23 protein-coding genes are annotated in these 22,802 nt (G+C 66.9%); 9 read left to right on the top strand and 14 right to left on the bottom strand.

All coding sequences use genetic code 11. The annotated features are described in order from the left end of the window. Window positions 1-5: 5 nt before the first annotated feature. The gene (locus VLG41_RS19430) at window positions 6-428 is read right to left on the bottom strand and encodes a hypothetical protein (protein WP_325351036.1); all 423 of its coding nucleotides are present in this window, start codon (window positions 426-428) and stop codon (window positions 6-8) included. Window positions 429-527: 99 nt separating this feature from the next. Here VLG41_RS19430 and VLG41_RS19425 point away from each other — a divergent pair, with 99 nt between their 5' ends. After that, window positions 528-1,151, top strand: coding sequence for a DUF924 family protein (locus tag VLG41_RS19425; protein ID WP_325351035.1), 624 nt, complete (start codon window positions 528-530; stop codon window positions 1,149-1,151). A gap of 8 nt (window positions 1,152-1,159) precedes the next feature. Here the strand turns inward: VLG41_RS19425 and VLG41_RS19420 are convergent, their stop codons facing one another. Beyond that, entirely contained in the window at window positions 1,160-2,251 is a 1,092-nt protein-coding gene (locus tag VLG41_RS19420; RefSeq protein ID WP_325351034.1) for a DUF4401 domain-containing protein, read from the bottom strand. 188 nt (window positions 2,252-2,439) lie between these two features. Here VLG41_RS19420 and VLG41_RS19415 point away from each other — a divergent pair, with 188 nt between their 5' ends. From VLG41_RS19415 to VLG41_RS19400, 4 genes are all read left to right on the top strand, one after another. Continuing rightward, window positions 2,440-2,910, top strand: a complete 471-nt coding sequence (locus tag VLG41_RS19415) for a type III secretion system chaperone (RefSeq protein WP_325351033.1) — start codon at window positions 2,440-2,442, stop codon at window positions 2,908-2,910. Window positions 2,911-2,940: 30 nt separating this feature from the next. Continuing rightward, window positions 2,941-4,758: a glutamine--tRNA ligase/YqeY domain fusion protein gene (locus VLG41_RS19410; protein ID WP_325351032.1), complete on the top strand. Its 1,818-nt coding sequence runs from the start codon at window positions 2,941-2,943 to the stop codon at window positions 4,756-4,758. Window positions 4,759-5,067: 309 nt separating this feature from the next. Continuing rightward, a complete protein-coding gene (locus tag VLG41_RS19405) occupies window positions 5,068-5,403 on the top strand; it encodes a hypothetical protein (protein WP_325351031.1) in 336 nt (111 codons plus the stop codon). A gap of 100 nt (window positions 5,404-5,503) precedes the next feature. Next, window positions 5,504-6,034, top strand: a complete 531-nt coding sequence (locus VLG41_RS19400; RefSeq protein WP_325351030.1) for a hypothetical protein — start codon at window positions 5,504-5,506, stop codon at window positions 6,032-6,034. Window positions 6,035-6,819: 785 nt separating this feature from the next. On the opposite strand, the gene VLG41_RS19395 is transcribed toward VLG41_RS19400, so the two are convergent. Continuing rightward, window positions 6,820-8,652 carry a DEAD/DEAH box helicase gene (locus VLG41_RS19395; protein ID WP_325351029.1) on the bottom strand — a complete coding sequence of 611 codons (1,833 nt, stop codon included), beginning with the start codon at window positions 8,650-8,652 and terminating at the stop codon, window positions 6,820-6,822. 124 nt (window positions 8,653-8,776) lie between these two features. Here VLG41_RS19395 and VLG41_RS19390 point away from each other — a divergent pair, with 124 nt between their 5' ends. Beyond that, window positions 8,777-9,178, top strand: coding sequence for a phage holin family protein (locus VLG41_RS19390; protein ID WP_325351062.1), 402 nt, complete (start codon window positions 8,777-8,779; stop codon window positions 9,176-9,178). 30 nt (window positions 9,179-9,208) lie between these two features. Here VLG41_RS19390 and VLG41_RS19385 read toward each other — a convergent pair whose 3' ends face one another. Then, window positions 9,209-10,243, bottom strand: coding sequence for a phosphotransferase enzyme family protein (locus VLG41_RS19385; RefSeq protein WP_325351028.1), 1,035 nt, complete (start codon window positions 10,241-10,243; stop codon window positions 9,209-9,211). A 78-nt stretch (window positions 10,244-10,321) separates the two neighbouring features. Here VLG41_RS19385 and VLG41_RS19380 point away from each other — a divergent pair, with 78 nt between their 5' ends. Further along, entirely contained in the window at window positions 10,322-10,645 is a 324-nt protein-coding gene (locus VLG41_RS19380) for a hypothetical protein (protein ID WP_325351027.1), read from the top strand. A 6-nt stretch (window positions 10,646-10,651) separates the two neighbouring features. Here the strand turns inward: VLG41_RS19380 and pcp are convergent, their stop codons facing one another. From pcp to VLG41_RS19365, 3 genes are all read right to left on the bottom strand, one after another. Next, a complete protein-coding gene (pcp, locus tag VLG41_RS19375; RefSeq protein WP_325351026.1) occupies window positions 10,652-11,323 on the bottom strand; it encodes a pyroglutamyl-peptidase I in 672 nt (223 codons plus the stop codon). Window positions 11,324-11,354: 31 nt separating this feature from the next. Continuing rightward, window positions 11,355-12,227 (bottom strand): DUF3014 domain-containing protein, encoded by an 873-nt coding sequence (locus tag VLG41_RS19370; protein ID WP_325351025.1) that lies wholly within the window; start codon window positions 12,225-12,227, stop codon window positions 11,355-11,357. Between the two features lie 80 nt (window positions 12,228-12,307). Continuing rightward, window positions 12,308-12,493: a DUF6496 domain-containing protein gene (locus VLG41_RS19365; RefSeq protein WP_325351024.1), complete on the bottom strand. Its 186-nt coding sequence runs from the start codon at window positions 12,491-12,493 to the stop codon at window positions 12,308-12,310. Window positions 12,494-12,679: 186 nt separating this feature from the next. On the opposite strand from VLG41_RS19365, the gene rpoH reads away from it, so the two are divergent. Further along, the gene (gene rpoH / locus VLG41_RS19360) at window positions 12,680-13,636 is read left to right on the top strand and encodes an RNA polymerase sigma factor RpoH (RefSeq protein WP_325351023.1); all 957 of its coding nucleotides are present in this window, start codon (window positions 12,680-12,682) and stop codon (window positions 13,634-13,636) included. 31 nt (window positions 13,637-13,667) lie between these two features. Further along, window positions 13,668-15,425 (top strand): diguanylate cyclase, encoded by a 1,758-nt coding sequence (locus VLG41_RS19355; protein WP_325351022.1) that lies wholly within the window; start codon window positions 13,668-13,670, stop codon window positions 15,423-15,425. 19 nt (window positions 15,426-15,444) lie between these two features. Here VLG41_RS19355 and lysS read toward each other — a convergent pair whose 3' ends face one another. The 7 genes from lysS to lolA form a co-directional block, all read right to left on the bottom strand. Beyond that, complete coding sequence (gene lysS / locus VLG41_RS19350; protein WP_325351021.1) at window positions 15,445-17,004, bottom strand: lysine--tRNA ligase; 1,560 nt, start codon at window positions 17,002-17,004, stop codon at window positions 15,445-15,447. Between the two features lie 80 nt (window positions 17,005-17,084). Then, a complete protein-coding gene (locus tag VLG41_RS19345; protein WP_325351020.1) occupies window positions 17,085-17,801 on the bottom strand; it encodes an ABC transporter ATP-binding protein in 717 nt (238 codons plus the stop codon). A 17-nt stretch (window positions 17,802-17,818) separates the two neighbouring features. Next, complete coding sequence (locus VLG41_RS19340; protein ID WP_325351019.1) at window positions 17,819-18,589, bottom strand: ABC transporter ATP-binding protein; 771 nt, start codon at window positions 18,587-18,589, stop codon at window positions 17,819-17,821. A gap of 10 nt (window positions 18,590-18,599) precedes the next feature. Further along, window positions 18,600-19,694, bottom strand: coding sequence for a branched-chain amino acid ABC transporter permease (locus VLG41_RS19335; protein WP_325351018.1), 1,095 nt, complete (start codon window positions 19,692-19,694; stop codon window positions 18,600-18,602). 21 nt (window positions 19,695-19,715) lie between these two features. Next, the gene (locus tag VLG41_RS19330; RefSeq protein WP_325351017.1) at window positions 19,716-20,645 is read right to left on the bottom strand and encodes a branched-chain amino acid ABC transporter permease; all 930 of its coding nucleotides are present in this window, start codon (window positions 20,643-20,645) and stop codon (window positions 19,716-19,718) included. 220 nt (window positions 20,646-20,865) lie between these two features. Then, window positions 20,866-22,155, bottom strand: coding sequence for a replication-associated recombination protein A (locus tag VLG41_RS19325; protein WP_325351016.1), 1,290 nt, complete (start codon window positions 22,153-22,155; stop codon window positions 20,866-20,868). Further along, window positions 22,152-22,799: an outer membrane lipoprotein chaperone LolA gene (gene lolA / locus VLG41_RS19320; RefSeq protein ID WP_325351015.1), complete on the bottom strand. Its 648-nt coding sequence runs from the start codon at window positions 22,797-22,799 to the stop codon at window positions 22,152-22,154. Before lolA ends, VLG41_RS19325 begins: the two co-directional genes overlap by 4 nt. Window positions 22,800-22,802 lie beyond the last annotated feature (3 nt).

Below are 22,802 nucleotides of genomic sequence, written 5' to 3'. Positions count from 1 at the left end.
TCGTTTCAGTCGTCCCAGCCGCCACGGCGACCGTCGCGGTAGCCATGCCTGTAGCCGTGGTGGTAGCCGTGCTTGTGCCAGTGCTTCGGCGGACGGTCGTGGCGCCACTGGCGAGGATGCTCGTACACGGGGTACGAATGCACCACCACCGGATGCGGGTGCACGACCACGGGCCGTGGGTAGACCACCACCGGGCGCGGGCTGTACACCGGATAGCCATAGGACGGGTAGCTGTAGACCACGGTTGGCGCGTTCGACACGCCCACGTGCACACCCGGCGAATTCACGCCGATGGACCAGTAGACGTTGTCGCGGGCCTGCGCCTGCGTGGCCATGCCCGACAGCGCCCAGGCGCCGGCGGCCAGCGACAGCAAGGCCAGGCCGCGCAGCGCGCGGTGGTGGCGGGGGCTGAGAGACAGGGTGTTCATGGGGGACTCCAGAGAGACGGCGGCATGCCGCACCTGAATTACAGACAATGCCGGGGCCGCGCGCACCCCACGCCCGGTCAAAGCTGTTGCAACTCGTAAATGACGACCGATCTTTACATTCCCCCTCAGGCAAAACCCTTGCTCGATCAGTGGTGCGGCGACGGTCTCACCCGCCACTGGCCCAGCGAACCGCGCGACAAGCTCTGGTTCGGCTTCGACCCCGCGCAGGACGAGGAGCTGCGCCGCCGCTACGGCGCGCTGGTGGACGAGGCGCTGGCCGGCGGCCTGACCGATTGGGCCGATGCACCCCTGGGCCGCCTGGCCCTGGTGCTGCTGCTCGACCAGTTGCCGCGCAACCTGTTCCGCCGCCAGGCGCGCGCCTTCGCCGGCGATCCGCGCGCCCAGGCGCTCACGCACGCGGCCGTGGCCAGCGGTGAAGACGAGCGCCTGCCCGTGGTGGCCCGGGTGTTCCTCTACATGCCGCTGGTGCACGCCGAATCGCTGGCCCTGCAGGACGAGGCCGTGCGCTGCTTCGAGCGCCTGCGCGAGCAAGCCCCGGCGTTCTGCCACCCCACGCTGGACGAGAACCTGCGCTACGCGCGGCTGCACCGCGACATCGTCGCCCGCTTCGGGCGCTTTCCGCACCGCAACGAGGCCCTGGGGCGCGAGAGCACCGCCGAGGAACTGAGCTTTCTGAAGGACGGGCCGCGCTTCGGGCAGTAGGCGTTCGCTCAACGCCCCGCCAGCGGCCTCAAGGCCGCCGGCAGCCAGCCCGAGAGGCGCGCATGGATGCGCGCTTCGCGCCGCTGCCACCAGATGCCCAGCGCCACAAACCCCAGTCCCAGCAGCGTGAGCACGAAGGGAAACAGCAGGCTGTCGGCGAACACCTTGTAGCTGAGGTAGCCCACGTAGCCGGCCACGCCAATGGCGCCGAACACCGTGAACACGCGCCGCGCGATGGCCGCGCCCAGGAACACCAGCACCACGTTGATGAGCGCGTAGCCCAGCTTGGACAGCTCGGAGTCGCTCTCGCGAAAACTCAGCCCGCACCAGAACATGATGGCGCCAAACAGGTAGAGCCAGAAGGCGAAGTCCTGCCGGTCGCGCGGGTCGCTGGCCAGGCGGCAGCGCAGGTCCACCCACACCGCGATGGCGCAGGTGGCCAGGCCGAACACCAGGGACACGTCGCGCGTGAATTCCCAGTCAAAGCCTTCCTGGCGCGTGAGCATGTGCGCCACGTCCATGTTCATGTACCACAGCGTCACGGCCACCGGCATCACCATGAAGGGCAGGCGCAGCCACCACAGCATGACCACCGCGGCCGCCAGCGTGAGCAGCTCCAGCGTCAGCCAGCGCCAGTCGATGAGCCGGTGGTAGTCGCGGTAGCTGTCGGGCCCGCCCTCGGGCCACAGGCCCAGGCCGCTCTGCACCGACCACGCCGCCAGCGGCACCAGGCAGACAGCGATGGTCGCCAGGATGCCCGCCGGGATGTGCAGGCCGCGGCCTTGCAGGTGGCGCGCCACTGCCACCGCGCCCGCCGCATAACCCAGTGACAGCAGCAGCACACCCCAGGCGCCGAACAGCTCCCAGCCCAGGGTCATGAACAGCGTCATGGCACCGATGGCGAGCATGCCGCCGAAGTAATAGAGCACGTGGGTGAAGCTGAAGCGCGCCGGGGCGATGGCATCGCCCGCCCAGCGCGCCCACAGGCGCTCGGCCTGCTCGGGTGAGATATCGCCGGCCTGCGCGGCGGCCTGAAGGCGGGTCCAGTCGATCTGCAGGCGCTGGCTTCGGTCCGCCGCCGGGGTGTTCTCGTCGCTCATGGGGTGCTCCTCCTGGCGCGCACGATAGCGCACAAGCCCGCGGCCCTCCACCGCCCCACGGGCATCCTGCCTACCCCCTTGGCAGAAGCGGCCTTAGTCCCGAGCCGACCCTCCCTTGGTCTAGACCCGGAACGGCCCGACACAGCCCTTCACCCAAGCGCCGTCTCTTGATCATTTCGAAACATCAGATGAGCTCACTCCACGACGCGACCGATGCCCTGCGCCTGCTCACCCAAGCGAGCGAACGGCTGACCCAGATCACCGGTGTCACTGAAACCGACGATGCCACCTGGTTCATCGACTTCCAGGGCGACGGCGGCTTCATGGCCGAGTGGTCTGCCGATTGGTCTCGCCTGGTGCTCACCGCCGACCTGGGACAGCCCACGGCCGAGGGCGAGCTGAGCGCGCTGAACCTGGCCCTGTCCTACAACGCCCTGTGGCGCGAGATCGGCGACCTGCGCATCGCGCGCGACGGCGACGAAGGCGAGTTGATGCTGATCGGCGAATTGGGCCCCGAAGACGGTGACCCCGAGACCTTCAACGCCGCGCTGCTGCACTTCGAGGCCCTGCGGCGCTGGTGGATCGACGCCATTGCACGCGCGGCGACCAGCAACCCGGCGCCGCCCGCGCCACCGGGGGTCATGTTCGATCGCATCTGATTCCGCGGCGGCGGTCCCTAGAATCCGCCCATGACCTCCCCCGCATCCCCCGCGCCCACTGAAGGCGACACCAAAGCCAGCAACTTCCTGCGCCAGATCATCGAAGCCGATCTGGCCAAAGGCACCTACGCCAGCCGCCAGTGGGCCGGCTCCCCGGGCGACGCCGCCCACCAGGCCGCCGGCCAGCCGGATCCGGCCAGGATCCGCACCCGCTTCCCGCCCGAGCCCAACGGCTACCTGCACGTCGGCCACGCCAAGAGCATCTGCCTGAACTTCGGCCTGGCGCGCGATTACGGCGGCGTCTGCCACCTGCGCTTCGACGACACCAACCCCGAGAAGGAAGACACCGAGTACGTTGACAGCATCATCGACGCGGTGAAATGGCTCGGCTTCTCCTGGGAGGGCAAGGGCGGCAGCCACCTCTACCAGGCCAGCGACTACTTCGACTTCATGTACCGCGCGGCCGAATCGCTCATCGAGCGTGGCCACGCCTACGTCGATGAGCAAAGTGCCGAGGACATGCGCGCCAACCGCGGCGACTTCAACACGCCCGGCAAGAACAGCCCCTTCCGCGACCGCACCCCGGCCGAGAACCTGGCGCGCTTTCGCGAGATGCGCGACGGAAAACTGGCCGATGGCGCCGCCGTGCTGCGGGCGAAGATTGACATGGCCTCGCCCAACATCAACCTGCGCGACCCGGCCATCTACCGCATCCGCCGCGCCACGCACCACAACACCGGTGACAAGTGGTGCATCTACCCCATGTACACCTATGCGCACCCCATCGAGGACGCGCTGGAGCAGATCACCCACAGCCTGTGCACGCTGGAGTTCGAGGACCAGCGCCCGTTCTACGACTGGCTGCTGGAGCGCCTGACCGAAGCGGGCCTGCTGGGCAGCCCGCCGCCGCGGCAGTACGAGTTCGCGCGGCTGAACCTCACCTACGTGATCACCAGCAAACGCAAGCTGGCGCAACTGGTGAACGAGAAGCGCGTGAGCGGCTGGGACGATCCGCGCATGCCCACCATCGTGGGCCTGCGCCGCCGCGGCTACACCCCCGAGGCCATTCAGCTCTTCGCGGAGCGCATCGGCGTGACCAAGAGCGACAGCTGGATCGACTACAGCGTGCTCGAAGGCTGCCTGCGCGAGGACTTGGAGAACAAGGCCCACCGTGCGATGGCCGTGCTGGACCCGGTGAAGCTGGTGATGAGCAACTGGGGCGAGGTGTTCGGCAGCGACGACCACCTGGAGACCTGCATCCAGCCCGCCTTGCCGCACTCGGCCATCGCCGAGGGCCAGACCCCACCGCCCGATCGTGTCTTCAAGATCGGCAAGGCCGTCTGGATCGAACGCGAGGACTTCGAGGAAGTGCCGCCCAAGGGCTACAAGCGGCTCTTCCCCGGCAACGTGGTGCGGCTCAAGGGTGGCTATGTCATCGAGTGCACGGGCTGCGCGAAGGACGCGGATGGTCGCGTGACCGAGGTGCACGCCAAGGTGATCGCGGGCACCAAGAGCGGCACGCCGGGCGCCGACAGCGTGAAGGCCAAGGCAGCCATCACCTGGGTGGGCGTGGCGGACGGTATCCCCGCCGAGGTGCGGCTGTACGACCGGCTGTTCAGCGACCCGCACCCGGACGCGGGCGGCAAGGACTTCCTGTCGGCGCTGAACCCGGACAGCCTGAAGGTGGTTCAGGCGTGGGTGGAGCCCTCACTGGCCACCGCCAAACCCGACGACAAGTTCCAGTTCGAGCGGCACGGGTACTTCGTGGCGGACCGGGTGGAGCATGGCGTGGGTGGCAAGGCGGTGTTCAACCGGGTGACGGGGTTGAAGGATTCGTGGGGAAAGTGATACCAAGCGCGCAGTGAGCTTTCACGAAGTGCCGGCGGCTCGCGAGGGTCGCCGGCACTTCGTTTGAGGAATGGCTGATTTGCAGCGGGAGCGGCCGGCCCGGCTTGCGCGGTGAACGTTCGTTCTGCGCCACGTTGCGGACATTCAGGCGGCCGCGAACTGTGAGGACTGCTTGCAAGCGGCGGAGTCATGGCTAGACTGCCGCAATCGGCCAGGAGCGGACAAAGGGGAGGGTCAATGGTGCACAAGGCGAACGGGCGCAGAGTAGCTATCAGTCTCTCTTGCTGGCTACTTTCCAGCGTTGGCGTGATGCTGTCGCTCACGATGATTTCCGGCTCCTCGATTGCCGCGCTCGTCACAAACCCCGCCGAGGCCATCAGGAATGCCACGTTCTACTACGGCGTCGCAACAGCTTTTGCCTGGACGGCTCTTGCCGTGATGAACGTTGCGTGGTGGCGAGGTCAAACAACGTCTCGTTTTTGGCCAGTCGCAGGCGGTTTAGCGGGTTTGGTATGTACGGTCAAATTCCTGCCCCTCATCTTTCTTTTTCTCCCTTGCGCATTGCTCGGCGGGTATCTTTGCCTTGCTCATTTGGACGACGACGTGGTCAACGAACACGAACCGCATAGTGGAGGTTCTGCTTGACGGCGCCCGCTTCGGACCCGACTCAGTCCCGAGTGGCACGACGGTCATCGGCCAGGAGCCTACGTTGCCTCACGGCGTTCAGACAGTATTGAGAGCCCCCATGAGAGCCGAGTTTGAGTTTCCGGGTGATCTCACAATCGACAGTCGGGTAGAGGCAAGTCCGGTTTATTTACGTTGGTCGGACAAGTTTCTGCGTCTTTCCGGCAACGCCGAAACCGGCCCGCATCGCGATCTATTGCTGCATCCTTGCCCAAGGAGCCTGTTCTCATGCGAGCTGGTCGAGAATATCCATAAAGGCTCAAGGACGGTTTTTGCTGGGGACAACATCGGGTCTATCCTCGACATTCCGCTAGATCGGGAAGGAGGCGGCATCTATCGGATCAAGACTTGGTCGCTGAATCTGAGGTACCAAGTTGGCCCATCTCCACTTCAAGTCCAGATCGAGGGGTCAACCAATCCAGATGTTCGCTTACTACAGTCAAGCGGCAGGTACGTCGGAGGGAACGGGTTGAACTTCGTCGCTGCCTTCACGGTGCCGGACTATCCGGAGCTTCAATCAATGCTCGGCATGGCGGATCTTCGCTTCAAGTACTTTCGAGAGCACTTGGAGTCTCGCCTTAAGATGCCTTGATATTGAAGTTCGCTCGTCTTGACGGGGATTCCCCGGAGGTCAGCTCAGGGCGGTGGATTCAACACACGATGCCGCGACTAACTGCCGGGCGAACCAAACACCAGGCTCCATATCAGGGCAGATGCGAAAAGCGCCCACCCTACAAATGTTGCGCCCTTCTTAAACCAGTAGTAGTGGTGCTCGTTATTCCTGCGGTCGTAGTGGTCGACGACCAGCGCAAGCATGACAGCCGCAGCCATCACAAATGCCCCAACCATCAGCCAAGCGGCTGTCCCATGGAGATGGAAGCCTCGTGTGTACCGACCGCGCAAATAAAGGTCATCTATGTACAAGCTCAATAAGCCATAGATGAGAAGACATGCTGCCAAGAAGAGATTCCATCCTCGCTCAGCAGCCGAAAAGCGGTTCGGCACGTAGGGGCCGGACGCCTCATCGTGCTTCTCCGGTCTCACAGTGAAACGCTCCAGTCGTGGCCTACTTGGCTCCGGAAGGTTGTGGGAGTGCCTTTGCATTTCGATCTCTTCGCTCCCAAGTGGCCGCCCATGAAAGACCGCTTCTCTGATCGGCCCCCCTTGTCAAGGGAATCCGCGTTTTCTTCTGGCCGATTGCCGCAGTCTAGCCATGGCATCGTTACGTGCAAGCCATCTACATCGACGACCAGCATCCGAAGGTCTGCGACGTGGTTTAGATCGGACGTTCAAGGCGCCGACTCTGCCGACCGCAACCAGGTCTGAGCCAGCCCCTCGCTTTACCCAGTGACACATCAGAGCGCGCCAAATTCAGCGTCACTGAGTCGACCCGAATCGCCCGCCAAATTCCCCTGTCCCGCCCACCCCCACAATCAAGCGCTGCGTCGCCCGCGTCGCCCCCACGTAAAACAGTCGCGCCTCGTCGCGCTCATGCGCCCCGGCCGCGGGCATGTGACCCACGCCCACCAGCGCCACCACTGGGAACTCCAGGCCCTTGCTCACGTGCATCGTCATTACCTTGATGCAGTCGGCGGCGGGGTTGAAGGTGCCGGCGCCTTTGCGAATCTGGTGCGGCAGGTGGCGCTGGCGCAGGGCATTAGCGCAGATGTCCATCTCGCTCCAATGCCGGCACAAGATGGCCATGTCGCCCCAGGCGTGGCCCTCGTTGTGGGCGCTGGCCAGCAGTTCGACCACTCGTTGCGCCTCTTCGCGCAGAGTGGGCAGCCGGATGACGAGCGGGGCGTCGCCATCGCGGCCGCAACTCACGGGCTTGAGCAGTGGCACGCCGTCGTCGTCCTTGTCTTCGGCGGTCAGCAAGTCGGCTGCGATCAGGCTGGCGGTCTCCAGAATCTGCCGCGTGTTGCGGTAGTTGATCTTGAGGATGGTGGTGCGGCCCTGGGCCTGGATGCCCACACTCCTGAAGCTGAACTGGCGGTTCTTGGTGTGCTCGTAGATGCTCTGTGCGTCGTCGTAAAGCACCAGCAGACTGTTGGTGGTGGGGTCCACCATCTGCACGATGAGCTTGAACCACTCGGGCGCAAAGTCGTGGCCCTCGTCGATGAGCACGGCCATGTACTGGCCGCCGGGAATCTGCCGGCGCTCCACGCCGTGAATGACGCGGCGGACCATGTCGTCGAAGAAGTGCTCGCGCGGCAGGTTCTGCGCGGGCAACTCCTGCCCATACGCCACCAGCTGGTCGCGGCACCACTTGTGGAAGTGCACCGCGTGCACACGGTCGGCAATGCCTTTGGTGTGCATCGCCTGTGCCAGTTGCTTGGCCAGCGGCTCGTTGTAGCAAAGGATGAGCACGGGCTTGGTGTGTGCGGTTTGCGCGCGGGCCAGGTGCTCGGCGCGGTAACCCAGCAGCATGGTCTTGCCGGAGCCCGCCACCCCGTGGATGACGCGGTGCCCGTCGCCCAGGCTGCGCGCCAGTTGCTCTTGCTGGATGTCCATCACACGCATGATGGACGGCAGGTCGGGCGCCGCTTCGTCGGCCGCATTGAACAGCGCGCCCTGCACCGGCACGCGGACGTCGGGGAACATGATCCAGCGCACGCGGTCGATCTGCGGCAGGCTCAGCGCCTTGTTGCCAAACGCGTGCGGAAACATGTGCCACAGGCGCTGCTGGAAGGTTTCGACGTCCACCGCTTCCGTCATCTCATCGGAGCAGATGACCAGGTGCGACTCGATGGCCTCGCCCAAGCCCGCCGTTTCGAACTGGCGCCGCGTGATGTGCGTGAACACCACGCCAAAACCCCAGGGAAAGGCCAGCTTGCCCTGGTGCGGGCCAGGCCCCTGCACCAACTGCGGGTCGCGCTCCAGCGCATTGACGACCTGGATCGCGCAATGCCGCGCCTGCGCCAGCGGATTCATCACCACCTTCACCTGGCCGTCGGGCGCGATCTCCCACATCTGGCGCGTGGCGCGCTGCACCGTCTCCAGCCGCCAGTCCTTGGTCTCCAGTATGAGCAGGCCACGGCGCGGGTGCAGCAGCACGAAGTCGGGGTGCGTCTGCTTTGGGCCAATGGGCACGTCGTACCAGAGCAGGTAGTCGTCTTCCAGCTTTTGTTCGAGCCGCTCGGCGAGGCGCCGCTCACCGGGGGTCATGCGCGATGCGCAACTGCCGATTGCCGGAATCAGTGTGGCCATGCCGTTGTAAGAATTGACGTCCCTGGGGTGGCATGATGCACGCAAATACCCCCAACCGCATGCTTCGGGTGTCAACGGCGCCAATTGAGTGATCGCCGTCACGTCCGTGCAACCCGACCTCATGATGCTCGCCAATCTCACCCCCTTCCTCCTCCACTGGGCCCTCACCGCCTTCGCGCTGTGGGTGGCCAGCCATGTGTTCAAGGGCATGCGTTTCAGCGGCACCGGCGCGCTGGTGGTGTCGGCCTTGTTGCTGGGCCTGGCCAATGCCATCGTGCGGCCCCTGCTGGTGTTCCTGACCTTGCCGCTCACGCTGATCACCTTCGGCCTGTTCCTGCTGGTGATCAATGCCGTGGTGCTGATGCTGGTGGCCAAGCTGGTGGAAGGCTTCCAGCTCGACGGGTTCTGGACCGCCTTGTGGGCCAGCCTGTTCATGTCGGTGCTGAGCTTCGTGTTGGGCGCCTTCCTGCTGGGCGGCACGCCGGAGTTCACGATCCAGACCAACCCGGGGCAGGTCTGGCTCTGATCGGCTGGCGCTCGCGCGGCGCCGCTGCCCTCAAGCCGCCGGGTCCGCTGTCAACGCTGCACCTGGCATGGGCAACTCCAGGCCCTCCCACTGCGTGAGCACCTTGACCTGCCGTTCCAGGTAGTCCGTGGGGATGGCTTGCGATCCCCACACCGGCACCCGACCCGCGTATTCACCCAGCAACCAGAACTGGCGCACCGCCACGAAGGGCGCGAGCGCAGCGGTGTCGGCGTCTCCCAACGGCCGTACCTCCTGGTAGGCCGAAATGAACTGGCCCCAGCGCGCCAGTGCTTTGTCGCTCCACACCCCGTCGACCGTGCGCGGATGCAGCCACCACGGGTACACCGCCAGTTCGTAGGCCAGATGGCCCGGGCCGGTTTCATCGAAGTCAAAGAACACGGCCTCGCGGGAGCCGTCCTCGCGCGCGCGGACGAAGTTGTTGTCGCTGTGGGCGTCGCCATGGCACAGCACCTGGGTCAGCGGGCCCAGCGAGGCAATGCGCTCGTGCAGGCGCCTGCCCAGGGCCTCGAAGGAAGGGCGCAGACCGGCGTTCATGGTGGGCGCACGCAGCAGGCGCTCCAGGGGGCGCCGCAGCAGGTGATCGAGGTCCAGCCGGTACCGGCTGGTGCTCACGTCCATGCCGTCGCCGGCAGCGTGCAACTGCGCCAGTCCCCGGCCGAAGGCCTGGATGTTGGCCGCCAGGTCGGCCGTGGCTTCGCCCTCGACGTGCTCGAACAGCATGAGTGCGCGTTCCCCTTCGGGCAGGCGAACGCGGATCGCGACCTCACCATCGGCCGCGGGCAGACTGGCGGCCACCGGGAAACCACGGGTCCGCAGGTGGCGCAGCACCGCGGCCTCGAAGGCCAGATCGGGCTCACCGCGCGGGCGTTCAGCGCACAGGCGCGCCACCACTCGGCGCCCGTCAGCGAGCGCGAGCCCGTAGACCTGGTTGAAGCCGCGCCGCAGCAACTCGCCGGAGACGACCTCACCCACGGCGTAATTGGCCATCACCACGCGCGCGATCGCCGCGGCGGTGGGCGTTGACTGCGCAAACTCCAGTTCCATGGCAACTCCGCGCGAAAAAGGGCGCGATTCTAGGCGGGAGCCGATACTTCGGCCCAAGCCCGCTGCACTGCCGCGCCAATGCCCCGCCCTCACCACCACGTCTACGTCATCGAGCTGCACCCCGACGTGCTGCAGGAGCGCAAGTTCCGCCAGTGCAACCCGGGCTACGTGGACGGCAAGCCCTGTGTCTACGTGGGCATGACGGGACTGGACCCCGACACGCGCTTCGACAAGCACAAGGCCGGCATCCAGGCCAATGCCTATGTCTTCAAGTACGGTCTGCGGCTGCTGCCGGACCTGTACGAGGGTTTCAACCCCATGCGGTACCAGGACGCGGTGGACAAGGAGATCGAGGTCGCCATCGACCTGCGCTCGGCCGGCTTCGGCGTCTGGCAGGCCTGAAGCGGTTCAGTGCGTGGCGCCCGCCGCCAGCGCCTCGTCCTGCCGCACCCGCAGCGCGCATTGCACGGCCAGCCGCAAGCCGCGCACGATGTCGTCGAGTGCCATGTGCGGCGTGCCCTGTTCGGGCAGCCAGGGCACGTGCACGAAGCCGCCGCGCGTGTGGCGAAGGCTGCGGCGGGTGGCCAGGGTGCGCATGAGGCCATAGAACACGTGGTTGCAGACGAAGGTGCCGGCCGTCTGCGACACCTCGGCCGCGATGCCGGCGGCCCGCAGCTCGGCCAGCATGGCCTTGATGGGCAGACCCGTGAAGTAGGCGGCGGGCGCGCCCAGGCTCACGGGCGTGTCGATGGGTTGCCCGCCCGCGTTGTCGGCGATGGGCGCGTCGTCCACGTTGATGGCCACACGCTCCAGCGAGAGGGCGCCGCGCCCGCCGGCCTGGCCCACGCAGATCACCAGCGCGGGCCGGTGCGCGTCGAGCAACGCCGTCAGACACCGCAGCGATTCGCCGAACACGGTAGGCAGTTGCGCCGCCACCACCGAGTGGTCCAGCAGGCGCTCACCGTGCAGAGCCTGCACGGCCTGCCAGCTGGGGTTCACGGACGCGCCGCCAAAAGGGTCGAAACCGGTCAGCAGGACCGTGTCGGACGGCGCGGATATCGAGTTGGCGCGGGTGGGCATCGCACCAATCTACCGCACATGGCCCGGCGCCTCAGCGCCGCGCGACACGGCCGCGAATGTCCACCAGCTTGGCCTGCACGCGGCGCTGGTTGTCCGCCCCCATGCGCAGCAGGATCTTCTGGCCCGCCGACATCGATTGCAGTTGGGGATCGACGTACTCGTAGCGCACCCAGGGCCGGGTGGAGACCACCTCGCCCTTCACCTCCACCAGCACCACCGCCGGCGGCGAGGCAGGCACGGGCGTGGCGATGAGCTGGTCCAGCACTTGCACAAGGCGGTCGTTGAAGTAACGGCCGGGAAAACCCAACTCCTCGTACGCCTGCTGGAACAGCGGGTACAGCCGGCGGTACAGCGCCACGGCCTGGCCCGTGTCCACCGATTCGACGAACCGCACGAAGGGCGTGTAGCGCGCGGCGTTGTCCGGGTGGATGGTCTCTGCCGCGCCGTCGGCCCCCTTGGCGGAAGCGAACCGCCCGGGGGTGGGGTTGACCGGCCATACCAGTACCGGCGCGTGCGAGCGGCCCAGGTTGTCGACCGTGGCCACGGTGCGCTTCACGAAGCCTTCGAGCTGCAGGAAGCGCAGCACATTGGGTCGGCCGAGCAGTTCGCCCAGGCGATCACCGACGTAGGGATCCGCATCGGCCAACGCGGGCAGCGGTGCTGGCTCCGCCGCGGGCTCGGCGGCCGGGGGCTCCACCGGGTGCTGGATGGCAGGCGTTGCCGGCTCGGCTGGTGCGGCCGGACCGACGGGAGCGGTCGCCACCGGCGCGGGTTCCGGGGCAGGCTGAACCTGCCGGGATTGGTAATACTGCCAGCCTAAGTAGCCGGCCACGGCCAGCACCAGCAGGGCGAACAGGTAGAGGGAAAGGCGGGAGTTGTCGTCTCGTTCGGGTTCGCGCGGCATGCCTCGTCACTCGGGAAAGGTCGAAAGGCGACCCATCCTACGCGCCCGGTTGTGTCCCGGCAAACGGCTGCGAGAAGCCTTCAGTGCTTCTTGCCCGACGGCTGCGGCACCTTGCCCCCGGCCTCTCGCGCCTCGGACAGGCCGATGGCCACCGCCTGCTTGCGGCTGGTCACTTTCTGGCCCGAGCTGGACCGGAGTTTGCCTTCCTTCATCTCGTGCATCGCTTTCTCGACCTTCTCCGATGCCTTCGGGCCGTACTTCGCCATGGCCGTATCTCCTTGATTGGAAAGGGGATTGCGTCTGGCAATCCGCATGCCGCACGCTTTCATTTCCTCAATGTGAGCGGCCACAAACTTTTCACCACAGGCCTTGGGCGTGAATGGAACTTCCGCCTTAGCACTCCCTCCAAGCGAGTGCTAATATTCCTGTCCGATACCCCGAGGAGGTCATCCATGTCCCATTCGCTTGTTCCCGTGGCCGCTGCCTCGAGCAGCGATCTGGCCGTGGCCGGTTCCTGGAACCGCGCGCTCACGCTGCCGCCGCTGGGCCATCTGGATGCCTACATTTCCGCCGTGAACCGCCTGCCCATGCTCAGCCTGGAGGAGGAGCAGGACGCGGCGCGCCGCCTGCGCGACCACAACGACCTGGACGCCGCCGGCCGCCTGGTCATGTCGCACCTGCGCCTGGTGGTGTCCATTTCCCGCCAGTACCTGGGCTACGGCCTGCCCCACGGCGACCTGATCCAGGAGGGCAGCGTGGGCCTGATGAAGGCCGTCAAGCGCTTTGACCCTGACCAGGGCGTGCGCCTGGTGAGCTATGCCATCCACTGGATCAAGGCCGAGATCCATGAGTACATCCTGAAGAACTGGCGCATGGTCAAGCTGGCCACCACCAAGGCCCAGCGCAAGCTGTTCTTCAACCTGCGCTCGCGCAAGCAGGGCCTGCGCGCCGAGGCCGCCGATGGCGACACCCACCGCGAGGTGCTGAGCGACGCCGAGATCGGCTTGGTGGCGCGCGAACTGAACGTCAAGCCCGAAGAGGTGCGCGAGATGGAAACGCGCCTGGCGGGCGGCGACGTGGTGCTCGATCCCACCCCCGGTGACGATGGTGAAGACGCCTTCGGTCCCATCGCCTACCTGGCCGACGGCTCGCACGAGCCCACCGCCATGATCGAATCCGCCCAGCGAGACCAGTTGGCCACCGAGGGCGTGGCCCGCGCCCTGAGCGAACTCGACGAGCGCTCGCGCCGCATCGTGAGCGAACGCTGGCTGCAGGTGAACGACGACGGCTCGGGCGGCATGACGCTGCACGAGTTGGCCGCCGAGTACGGCGTGAGCGCCGAGCGCATCCGCCAGATCGAGGTGGCGGCCATGAAAAAGATGCGCAAGGCGCTCGCCGCCTACGCCTGATCCGGCCGGAGCGATTGCACAATCGCTCCCCATGCCTTCTGTTTCCCTGTGGCGGCGCCTGAGCGCCGCCTTCGGCCTTTGCCTGGCCCTGCTGTCTTCCCCCGCGCTCGCCGCCCCCGACCCGGTCATGCCCGCCGACGAGGGCCCCATCGTGCTCGATCAGCGCCGGGCCACCGTTCCCCTGGCCGGGCGCAGCCTCCAACTGGTGGACCCGAGCGGCGCGCTGGGCATTGAGGAAATCGCCTCCGTAGAGCGCGAACGGCCCTGGCGCCCGCTCGGCGCGGGCGACCGGGTGCGGCTCGGCGAGCACGCGGCGCTGTGGTTGCGCTTCGACGTGCTGATGCGCCACACCGACGTGCACTGGGAACTGGAACTCGCGCGCTCGGGCACCGATGCCATCGAGCTCTACTACCGCGATGCCCAGGGCCAATGGCGCGTGCAGCGCGCTGGCGATCGCCTGGCCGTGCGCGACTGGGCCAACCCCGACCGCTACCCCGTCTTCGGCCTGGACGTGAGACCCGGCGAGACCGTTCGCTACTGGGTGCGGGTGCAACACGCGCGGGTGCCGTTCTCGGGTGTTTTCCAGATCCACGACCACAACAGCCTGCGCGAGCAGCGCATCCACCAGCAGTTCGCGCTCGGCGCCTACTTCGGCATGGCCCTGCTGCTGACGCTGGTGGCGCTGGTCAACATGGCGGTGTTCCGCGACGCGGCCTTCGCGGCCTATGCCCTCTACATCACCCTGCTGGGCCTGTCGCTGGCCGCGTCGCTGGGGGTGGCCGGGCAGTTCCTGTGGCCCGGACTCGCGCTCTGGAACCAGAAAGCCGAGTTCATCCTCCTGCCGCTCCTGGGCCTGGTGGGCATGATGTTCGTGCGCCAGGTCGCCCAGCCGCGGCGCATCGGCCGCACGCTGGACCGGCAGTGCCTGCTGCTGGCGCCGCTGTGGCTGGCCGGCATCGCGTGGGACCAGCTCCTGCCGAGCCAGTTCAGCCTGCAGGCCGTCACCGCCCTGGTCTCGGTCTGCATGGTGGTGGTGGCCGCCATGCTCTGGAAAGCCTGGCGCAGCGGCGACATTTGGATCCGGTGGTTCGTGGTGGGCATGCTGCCGATGCTGGTGACCGCTGCCCTGCCGGTGATGCGCAACTTCAACCTGCTCTCCTCAGGTTTTCTGTCGCAGTACGGCATGGTCATCGCGGCGGCGATGGAAGCCCCCCTCCTCATCTACGCGCTGCTGCAGCGCTCGCAACTGCAGCACGAGGCCCAGGTGCGCGCTCTGGCCCTGGAGCGCACCGAGCCGCTCACCGGGCTGACGCACCGCCCGCATTTCCTGCAGCGCCTGCACGACAGCCTGGTGCGCGCCGAACGGTACGGGCACCAGGGCGCGGTGCTGCTGGTGCATCTGGACAACCACGCCGAGCTCAACGAGCGCCATGGCCGCGAGATCGCCGACCGCGCGCTGGTGATCGCTGCCTCTCAGTTGCGCTCGGTCGCGCGCGACGTGGACACCGCCGCGCGCGTGGACGACGACAGCTTCGCGCTGTTGATGGAAGGCCCCGTGAAGGACGAACAGGTGCTGCACACGGCCACCAGCCTGGTGGCCAACGGCCTGCGCCCCTCGCCCCGCCTGCCGGCGGGCACCACGCTGCGCCTGCGCGTGGTCGCGGCCCTGTTGCCTGACGCGAAGGGTGAGCTCGCTCAGGACGCCGGCGCGCACCTGGACTGGTTGCGCCAGGGCATGCTCACGCTCAGCGAGGACCCGCGCAAGGCGATCCTGCGGCTGAACTTCTGAGCGACCGGTCCGAGCGCGCTCAGCCCTCGCGGCGCAGCGCGGGGAAGAGGATCACGTCGCGGATGCTGGGGCTGTCGGTCAGCAGCATCATGAGGCGGTCGATGCCGATGCCGCAACCGCCCGCGGGCGGCATGCCGTACTCCAGCGCGCGGATGTAGTCGGCGTCGAAGTGCATGGCCTCGTCGTCGCCGCCGTCCTTCGCGTCGGCCTGCGCCTGGAAGCGCGCGGCCTGGTCCTCGGCGTCGTTGAGTTCGGAGAAGGCGTTGCCGAACTCGCGGCCGGTGATGTAGAGCTCGAAGCGCTCGGTCACCTCGGGCCGCTCGTCGTTGGCGCGCGCCAGCGGCGAGATCTCGGTGGGGTGCTCCATGATGAAGGTGGGGTTCCAGAGTTCGGCCTCCACCTTTTCCTCGAAGAACATCACCTGCAGCGAGGCCAGGCTGCGCGTGGACAACTGGTCTTTCTCTTCGCTGAGGCCCAGCTTGCGCAACTGGCCGCGCAGCCACTCGGCGTCGTCCACGTTCGCACCAGCGTCCGTGTACTTGACGATGGCGTCGCGGATGGTCAGGCGCTCGAACGGCGAGTCGATGTCGACCGCGCGGCCCTGGTAGGTGATCTCGCCCTCGCCGCGCACCGTGCGCACCACGTGGCGAATGAGCTGCTCCGAGAAATCCATGAGATCGTTGTAGTTCCAGTACGCCGCGTAGAACTCCATCATGGTGAACTCGGGGTTGTGGCGCACCGAAATGCCTTCGTTGCGGAAGTTCCGGTTGATCTCGAACACCCGATCGAAGCCGCCCACGAGCAGCCGCTTGAGGTACAGCTCGGGCGCGATGCGCAGGAACATCTCCTGGTCGAGCGCGTTGTGGTGCGTGACGAAGGGCTTGGCGTTGGCCCCCCCGGGAATGGGGTGCAGCATGGGCGTCTCGACCTCCAGGAAGCCGTGCGAGACCATGAACTGGCGCAGCGCCGTGACGGCCTGGCTGCGCGCGACGAAGCGGCGGCGCGCGCCCTCGTCGGTCATCAGGTCCACGTAGCGCTGGCGGTACTTGATCTCCTGGTCGTGCACGCCGTGGAACTTGTCGGGCAGCGGGCGCAGGCTCTTGGTGAGCAGGCGGATCTTGTCGGCGTGGATGGTGAGCTCGCCGGTGCGGGTGCGAAACAGCACCCCCTCGGCGGCCACGATGTCGCCCAGGTCCCAGTGCTTGAAGGCGTTGTGCTGCGCCTCGCCCACGCTGTCGTTGTTCAGATAGATCTGGATGCGCCCGCCGCTCTCGCCCAGGGAGGCGTCCTGCAGGGTGGCGAAGCTGGCCTTGCCCATCACGCGCTTGAGCATCATGCGGCCCGCCACGCTGGCGCGCACCGGCGCGGCCTCCAGCTCTTCCTTGCTGCGCTGGCCGTGCGCGGCGAACAGGGCGGCCGCGTTGTCGGTGGGCTTGTGGTCGTTCGGGAAGGCCACGCCCTCGCCCCGCTTCTGGGCCTCGCGCAGGGCCTTGAGCTTCTCGCGGCGTTCGGCGATGAGCTGGTTGTCGTCTTGTGCGACGGGCGCGGCGGCGGTGTCGGGGGTGTTGGCTTGGCTCATGAAAATGAAAGCGGGTTGGGCGCCTGAATGGCGCGCAACCCGCGATTGTAGTTTTTGGCGGCCCGCCGGGCCGCCAGCGGTCATTCGCCCAAATAAGCTGCGCGGACCTTGGGATCGGTGAGCATCTGCTTCGCGTCGCCCGTCATGATGATCTCGCCCGAGTCCATCACGTAACCACGGTCGGCGATCTGCAGCGCGCGGCTGGCGTTCTGCTCCACCAGCAGGATGGTCACGCCCTGCGCCGACACGTCGCGCACCACCTCGAAGATCTTGTCGACCATGATGGGCGACAGGCCCATGGAAGGCTCGTCGAGCAGCAGCACCTTGGGCTGGCTCATCAGCGCGCGCGCCATGGCCAGCATCTGCTGCTCGCCACCGCTCATGGTGCCGGCGAGCTGGTCCTTGCGCTCCTTCAGGCGCGGGAAGATGCCGAACATGCGCTCGATGTCCTGCGCGATGCCGGCCTTGTCCTTGCGAACGTAGGCACCCATCTGCAGGTTCTCGGTGATGCTCATGCGCGTGAACACGCCGCGGCCCTCGGGCACCATCGCCAGGCCCTGCTTCACCAGGTCCCAGGCGCCCTTGCCCTTGATGCTCTTGCCCATGTACTCGACATCGCCCGCCTCCATGGCGAGCGATCCGGTGATGGCTTTCATGGTGGTGGTCTTGCCGGCGCCGTTGGAGCCGATGAGCGAGATCAGCTCACCCTCGTTCACTTCGAGGTCGATGCCCTTGACCGCCTTGATGCCGCCGTACGCGACCTTCAGGCCGGCGACTTTGAGTAGTGTGTTTGCCATGCTGTTCTCCTGCCGACTCAATGACCACCCGTGCCGAGGTAGGCCTCGATCACTTTCGGGTCCTTCTGCACCTCGGCCGGCGTGCCGGTGGAGAGCTGCTTGCCGTAGTCGAGCACGGTCACGCGGTCGCACAGGCCCATGACGAGCTTCACGTCGTGCTCGATCAGCAGGATGGTGCGGTTGTCCTTTCGGATGCGGTCGATGAGTTCGCGCAACTGCACCTTCTCGGTGGCGTTCATGCCGGCCGCGGGCTCGTCGAGCGCGATGAGCTGCGGGTCGGTCGCCAGGGCGCGCGCGATCTCCAGGCGGCGCTGGTCGCCGTAGCTGAGCGTGCGCGACTTGTAGTCGGCGAACTTGGCGATGCCCACGTAATCGAGCAGTTCCTTCGCGCGTTCGGTGATCTCGCGCTCCTCGCGCTTGAACTTGGGCGTGCGCAGGATGGCGCCGAGCAGCCCCGAGCCGGTGCGCACGTGGCGTCCAACCATCACGTTCTCCAGCGCCGTCATCTCGGCGAACAGGCGGATGTTCTGGAAGGTGCGCGCGATGCCGGCCCTGGCCACTTCGTGGACGGCGCTCGGCGTGTAGGACTGGCCCGCGAGTTCGAAGGTCCCGCTGTCGGGCGTGTAGAGGCCCGTGAGCACGTTGAAGAAGGTCGTCTTGCCCGCGCCATTGGGACCGATCAGGCCGTAGACCTGGCCGCGCCGGATTTCGATGCCCACGTCGCTGAGGGCTTGCAGGCCGCCGAAACGCTTGGAGACGCTGGCGACTTTCAGGATGGTGTCTGTCATGCCGCGCTCCTCACTTGCTCAGGGACTTGCCGTGTTCGGGAGACGGCCACAAGCCCTTGGGACGCAGCAGCATGATGACGATCATGGCCAGCGCGATGAGCAACTGGCGCAGGATCTCGGGGCCGAGACGGCCGTCCGTCATGGCCGTGAGCGGATGCGCCACGTGGCGCAGCAACTCGGGCAGGCCCGCCAGCACCAGCGCGCCCAGGATGACGCCCGGGATGTGGCCCAGGCCACCCAGCACCACCATGGCAACGATCATGACCGACTCCATGAGGATGAAGGACTCGGGGTAGACGCCGCGCATGAAGGAGGCGAACAACACGCCGGCGATGCCGCCGAAGGTGGCGCTCATGCCGAAGGCCGCCAGCTTGAGGTTGCGCGTGTTCAGGCCCATGGCCTTGGCCGCGATCTCGTCCTCGCGGATGGCCATCCAGGCGCGGCCGATGCGCGAGTCCTGCAGGCGGTAGGCGATGACGATCGCCACGACCACGAAGAACAGGATGAGGTAGTAGTACATCGTGACCGCCTCGAAGGTGTACGAGAAGTCGCCGATGTTGATTTCCAGGCGTTGGCTCATCCGGTGCCCGAACACGCTCACCGCGTCCACGTTGGTCAATCCCTTGGGGCCGTTGGTGAGGTTGATCGGCCGGTCGAGGTTGAGCATGAAGATGCGCACGATCTCGCCGAAGCCCAGGGTCACGATGGCCAGGTAGTCCCCGCGCAGCTTGAGCACGGGAAAGCCCAGGATCAGCCCGGTGACGCCGGCCACGATGCCCGCCAGCACCATCACGAGCCAGAAGTTCATGTGCAGGCCGTTGGGGAAGGTGGCGGCCAGCCAGGCGAAGGTATCGGTCAGGTGCGGCGAGGCGAGCAGGCCGTACAGGTACGCGCCCACCGCGAAGAAGGCGATGAAGCCGAGGTCGAGCAGGCCGGCGTAGCCCACCACGATGTTCAGGCCCAGGGCCAGCAACACGTAGAGAAGCGCCACATCGACGATGCGCACCCAGGAGTTGCTGCCCGTGGATTGCAACACCAGAGGCAGGACCAGCATCAGCACCGCGACCACCAGGAAGGCGATCAGCTTGACGGGTTTGGAGTTCATCATGAGCGTTCCCCCGTCGGATCAGGCGCGATCCGCCACGCGCTCACCCAGCAGGCCCGAGGGACGCAGGATCAACACGAAGGCCAGCACGATGAAGGCGAAGATGTCGGTGTACTGGCTGCCCAGGAAACCGCCTGTGAGGCGGCCCAGGTAGCCGGCACCCAGCGACTCGATCAGCCCCAGGGCCACGCCGCCGAGCACGGCGCCCGCCAGGTTGCCGATGCCACCCATGACCGCGGCCACGAAGGCCTTGAGGCCGGGCATGAAGCCCATCGCGTGCTGCACCGTGCCGTAGTTGGACGCCCACATGATGCCGGCGATGGCCGCCAGCATGGCGCCGATGATGAAGGTGGCGGAGATGACCACGTCGGGCTTGATGCCCATGAGCGCGGCCACGCGCGGGTTCTCGGCGGTGGCGCGCATGGCGCGACCCAGGTTGGTGCGGTTGACCAGCCACATCAGCAGCGCCAGCACGATGACCGTGGTGGCGAGGATGGTGATCTGGGTGATGGAGAGCACGGCGCCGAAGAAGTCGATCGGCTCGCGCGAGAGAGTGGAGGGGTAGGACTTGGGGTTGGGCTTCCAGATGATCATCGCCAGGGTCTGCAGCAGGATCGATACCCCGATGGCGGTGATCAGCGGCGCCAACCGCGGCGAGTTGCGCAGCGGCCGGTAAGCCAGTTTCTCGATGGTGAAGTTGAGCGCCGCGCACACCACCATGGCGATGACGGTGGCGACGATGAGCACCAGCCAGCCGGGCATGCCGGGCGAGGCGTCCTGCATCGTGGTGATGAGGGTCCAACTGGTGAGCGCCCCCACCATGAGGACGTCGCCGTGGGCGAAGTTGATGAGGCCGATGATGCCGTACACCATGGTGTAGCCGAGGGCCACCAGTGCGTACATGCTGCCCAGCACCAGACCGTTGAGGATCTGCTGTAGCAAGACTTCCATGAAAGGTTCTCCGTGGTTTTTGACCGCGGGGGTGCTGTGGACACGCCCCCCGTTTCAACCTAGCAAAAAACCCGCCAGAGACGGCCTGGATAAGGCCGGGGGCGGGTCGGTGGTGCGCGATTGTAGCGAGGGGTATCGGGCTTCCGATTGGGGAGATTCCCCGGTAAATCAAGGGAAAACCCGGGTCTTGAACACCCGCATCAGTGTCTCTGCGGGTGCATCAGCCTTTCTGATGATTGAGGCGGCGCAGCTCGCGCAGCTTCTCGCCGATGCGGATTTCCAGGCCCCGGTCCACGGGCTCGTAGAAGCTCGGCGGCGACATGCCCTCGGGGAAGTAGTTCTCGCCCGCGGCGAAGCCGCCCTCCTCGTCGTGGGCGTAGCGGTAGTCCTTGCCGTAGTCCAGCGACTTCATCAGCTTCGTCGGCGCATTGCGCAGGTGCAGGGGCACGGGTCGCGTGCCATCGCGCTTGACGAAGGCCTTGGCCTCGTTGAACGCCTTGTAGACGGCGTTCGACTTGGGCGCGACCGCCAGGTAGACCACGCACTCGCCCAGGGCGAGTTCGCCCTCGGGGGAGCCCAGGCGCTCGTAGACCTCGCTCGCGTCGAGCGCGAGCCGCAGCGCGCGCGGGTCCGCCAGTCCGATGTCCTCGGCCGCCATGCGGATGAGGCGGCGCGCCACATAGCGCGGGTCCACGCCACCGTCGAGCATGCGCACGAACCAGTACAGCGCGGCGTCGGGGTCGGAGCCGCGCACGCTCTTGTGCAGGGCGCTGATGGTGTCGTAGAACTGCTCGCCACCCTTGTCGTAGCGGCGCATGCGCTCGCCCAGCACCTTGAGCAACCAGGCGTCGGTGACGCTGGCGAGCTTCTCGCGCGTGGCGGCCACGGCCAGGGTCTCCAGCGTGTTGAGCAAGCGGCGCGCGTCGCCATCGGCGTAGGCGATGAGGCGGTCGAGCGCGGCGTCCTCGACGGCGGGGATGGCGTCGATGGCGCGCGCCTTGGCCACGATGGCGCGCAGGTCGTCCTCGGTGAGCGGCTGCAGCACGTACACCGCCGCGCGCGACAACAGCGCGGAGTTGACTTCGAACGAGGGGTTCTCGGTGGTGGCACCGATGAAGGTGAACAGGCCGCTTTCCACGTGCGGCAGGAAGGCGTCCTGCTGGCTCTTGTTGAAGCGGTGCACCTCGTCGACGAAGACGATGGTGCGCTGCGGGTGCAGGCCGTCGCGCGCGAGCTGCGCCTTCTCCACCGCTTCGCGGATGTCCTTCACGCCGCCCAGCACCGCGCTGATGGTGATGAACTGCGCATCGAACGAATCGGCCATGAGCCGCGCGATGGTGGTCTTGCCCACGCCCGGCGGGCCCCAGAGGATGCAGCTGTGCGGCTGACCGGATTCGAAGGCCAGCCGCAGCGCCATGCCCTCGCCCAGCAGATGCTGCTGGCCGATCACCTCGCCCAGGGTGCGCGGGCGCAAGCGCTCGGCCAGGGGCGCGTGAGCGAGGGTGCTCACTGGCGGATCACGTCGGCGCCGGCCGGCGGTTCGAAGCGGAAGTCGCCCGTGGCCAGGCCCGGGTTGGCCTGCCATCCCTTGAAGGTGAGTTCGGAACGCTGGCCCAGGCCGTCCTCGATGTCGAGCACGGCGAGCTGCCTGGCGCGCAGGCCTACGCGCACGCGCTGGAGCTGGCCATCGCGCGCCTTCGGCACGGCCTCCACCCACTGCAAGCCGTCCTTGTCGGGCAGGGCCTTGAAGTCGAAGGCCGCGCGCAAGGACGAGAGGTCGCCGCCCGAAGCGATCAGCGCGGCGGGCGTGCTGCCCAGCGCGTCTTTCTGGGCGCGCACGGTCACCTGGTTCAGGTCCACGTCGTGCAGCCAGAGCCGCTGGCCGTCGGCCACGATGGTCTGCTCGAAAGGCTTGGCGTAAACGAAACGGAAGCGGTCGGGCCGCAGGAATTCGAAGCGGCCCGAACTGGTGCGCTGGCGCGGTGCGGCCTCGCCCGACTTCTTCGGTGAGGTGACCACCTGCGTGAAGTCGGCGCGCGCGCTGCCGACCTCGCGCAGGAAGGTGTCGAGCGCCTGCAGGCCATCGGCGTGCGCGGGCCAGGCCAGGCCCGCCAGCGACACGGCGGCCGCGCTCAGGAGGGTGCGGATGTTCATGGC

Origin of the sequence: Hydrogenophaga sp., from assembly GCF_035481345.1 — a bacterium.
Classification (GTDB): domain Bacteria; phylum Pseudomonadota; class Gammaproteobacteria; order Burkholderiales; family Burkholderiaceae_C; genus Hydrogenophaga.
Note: the sequence above shows the minus strand (reverse complement) of the source record. Positions and strands in the feature narration are given on the sequence as shown.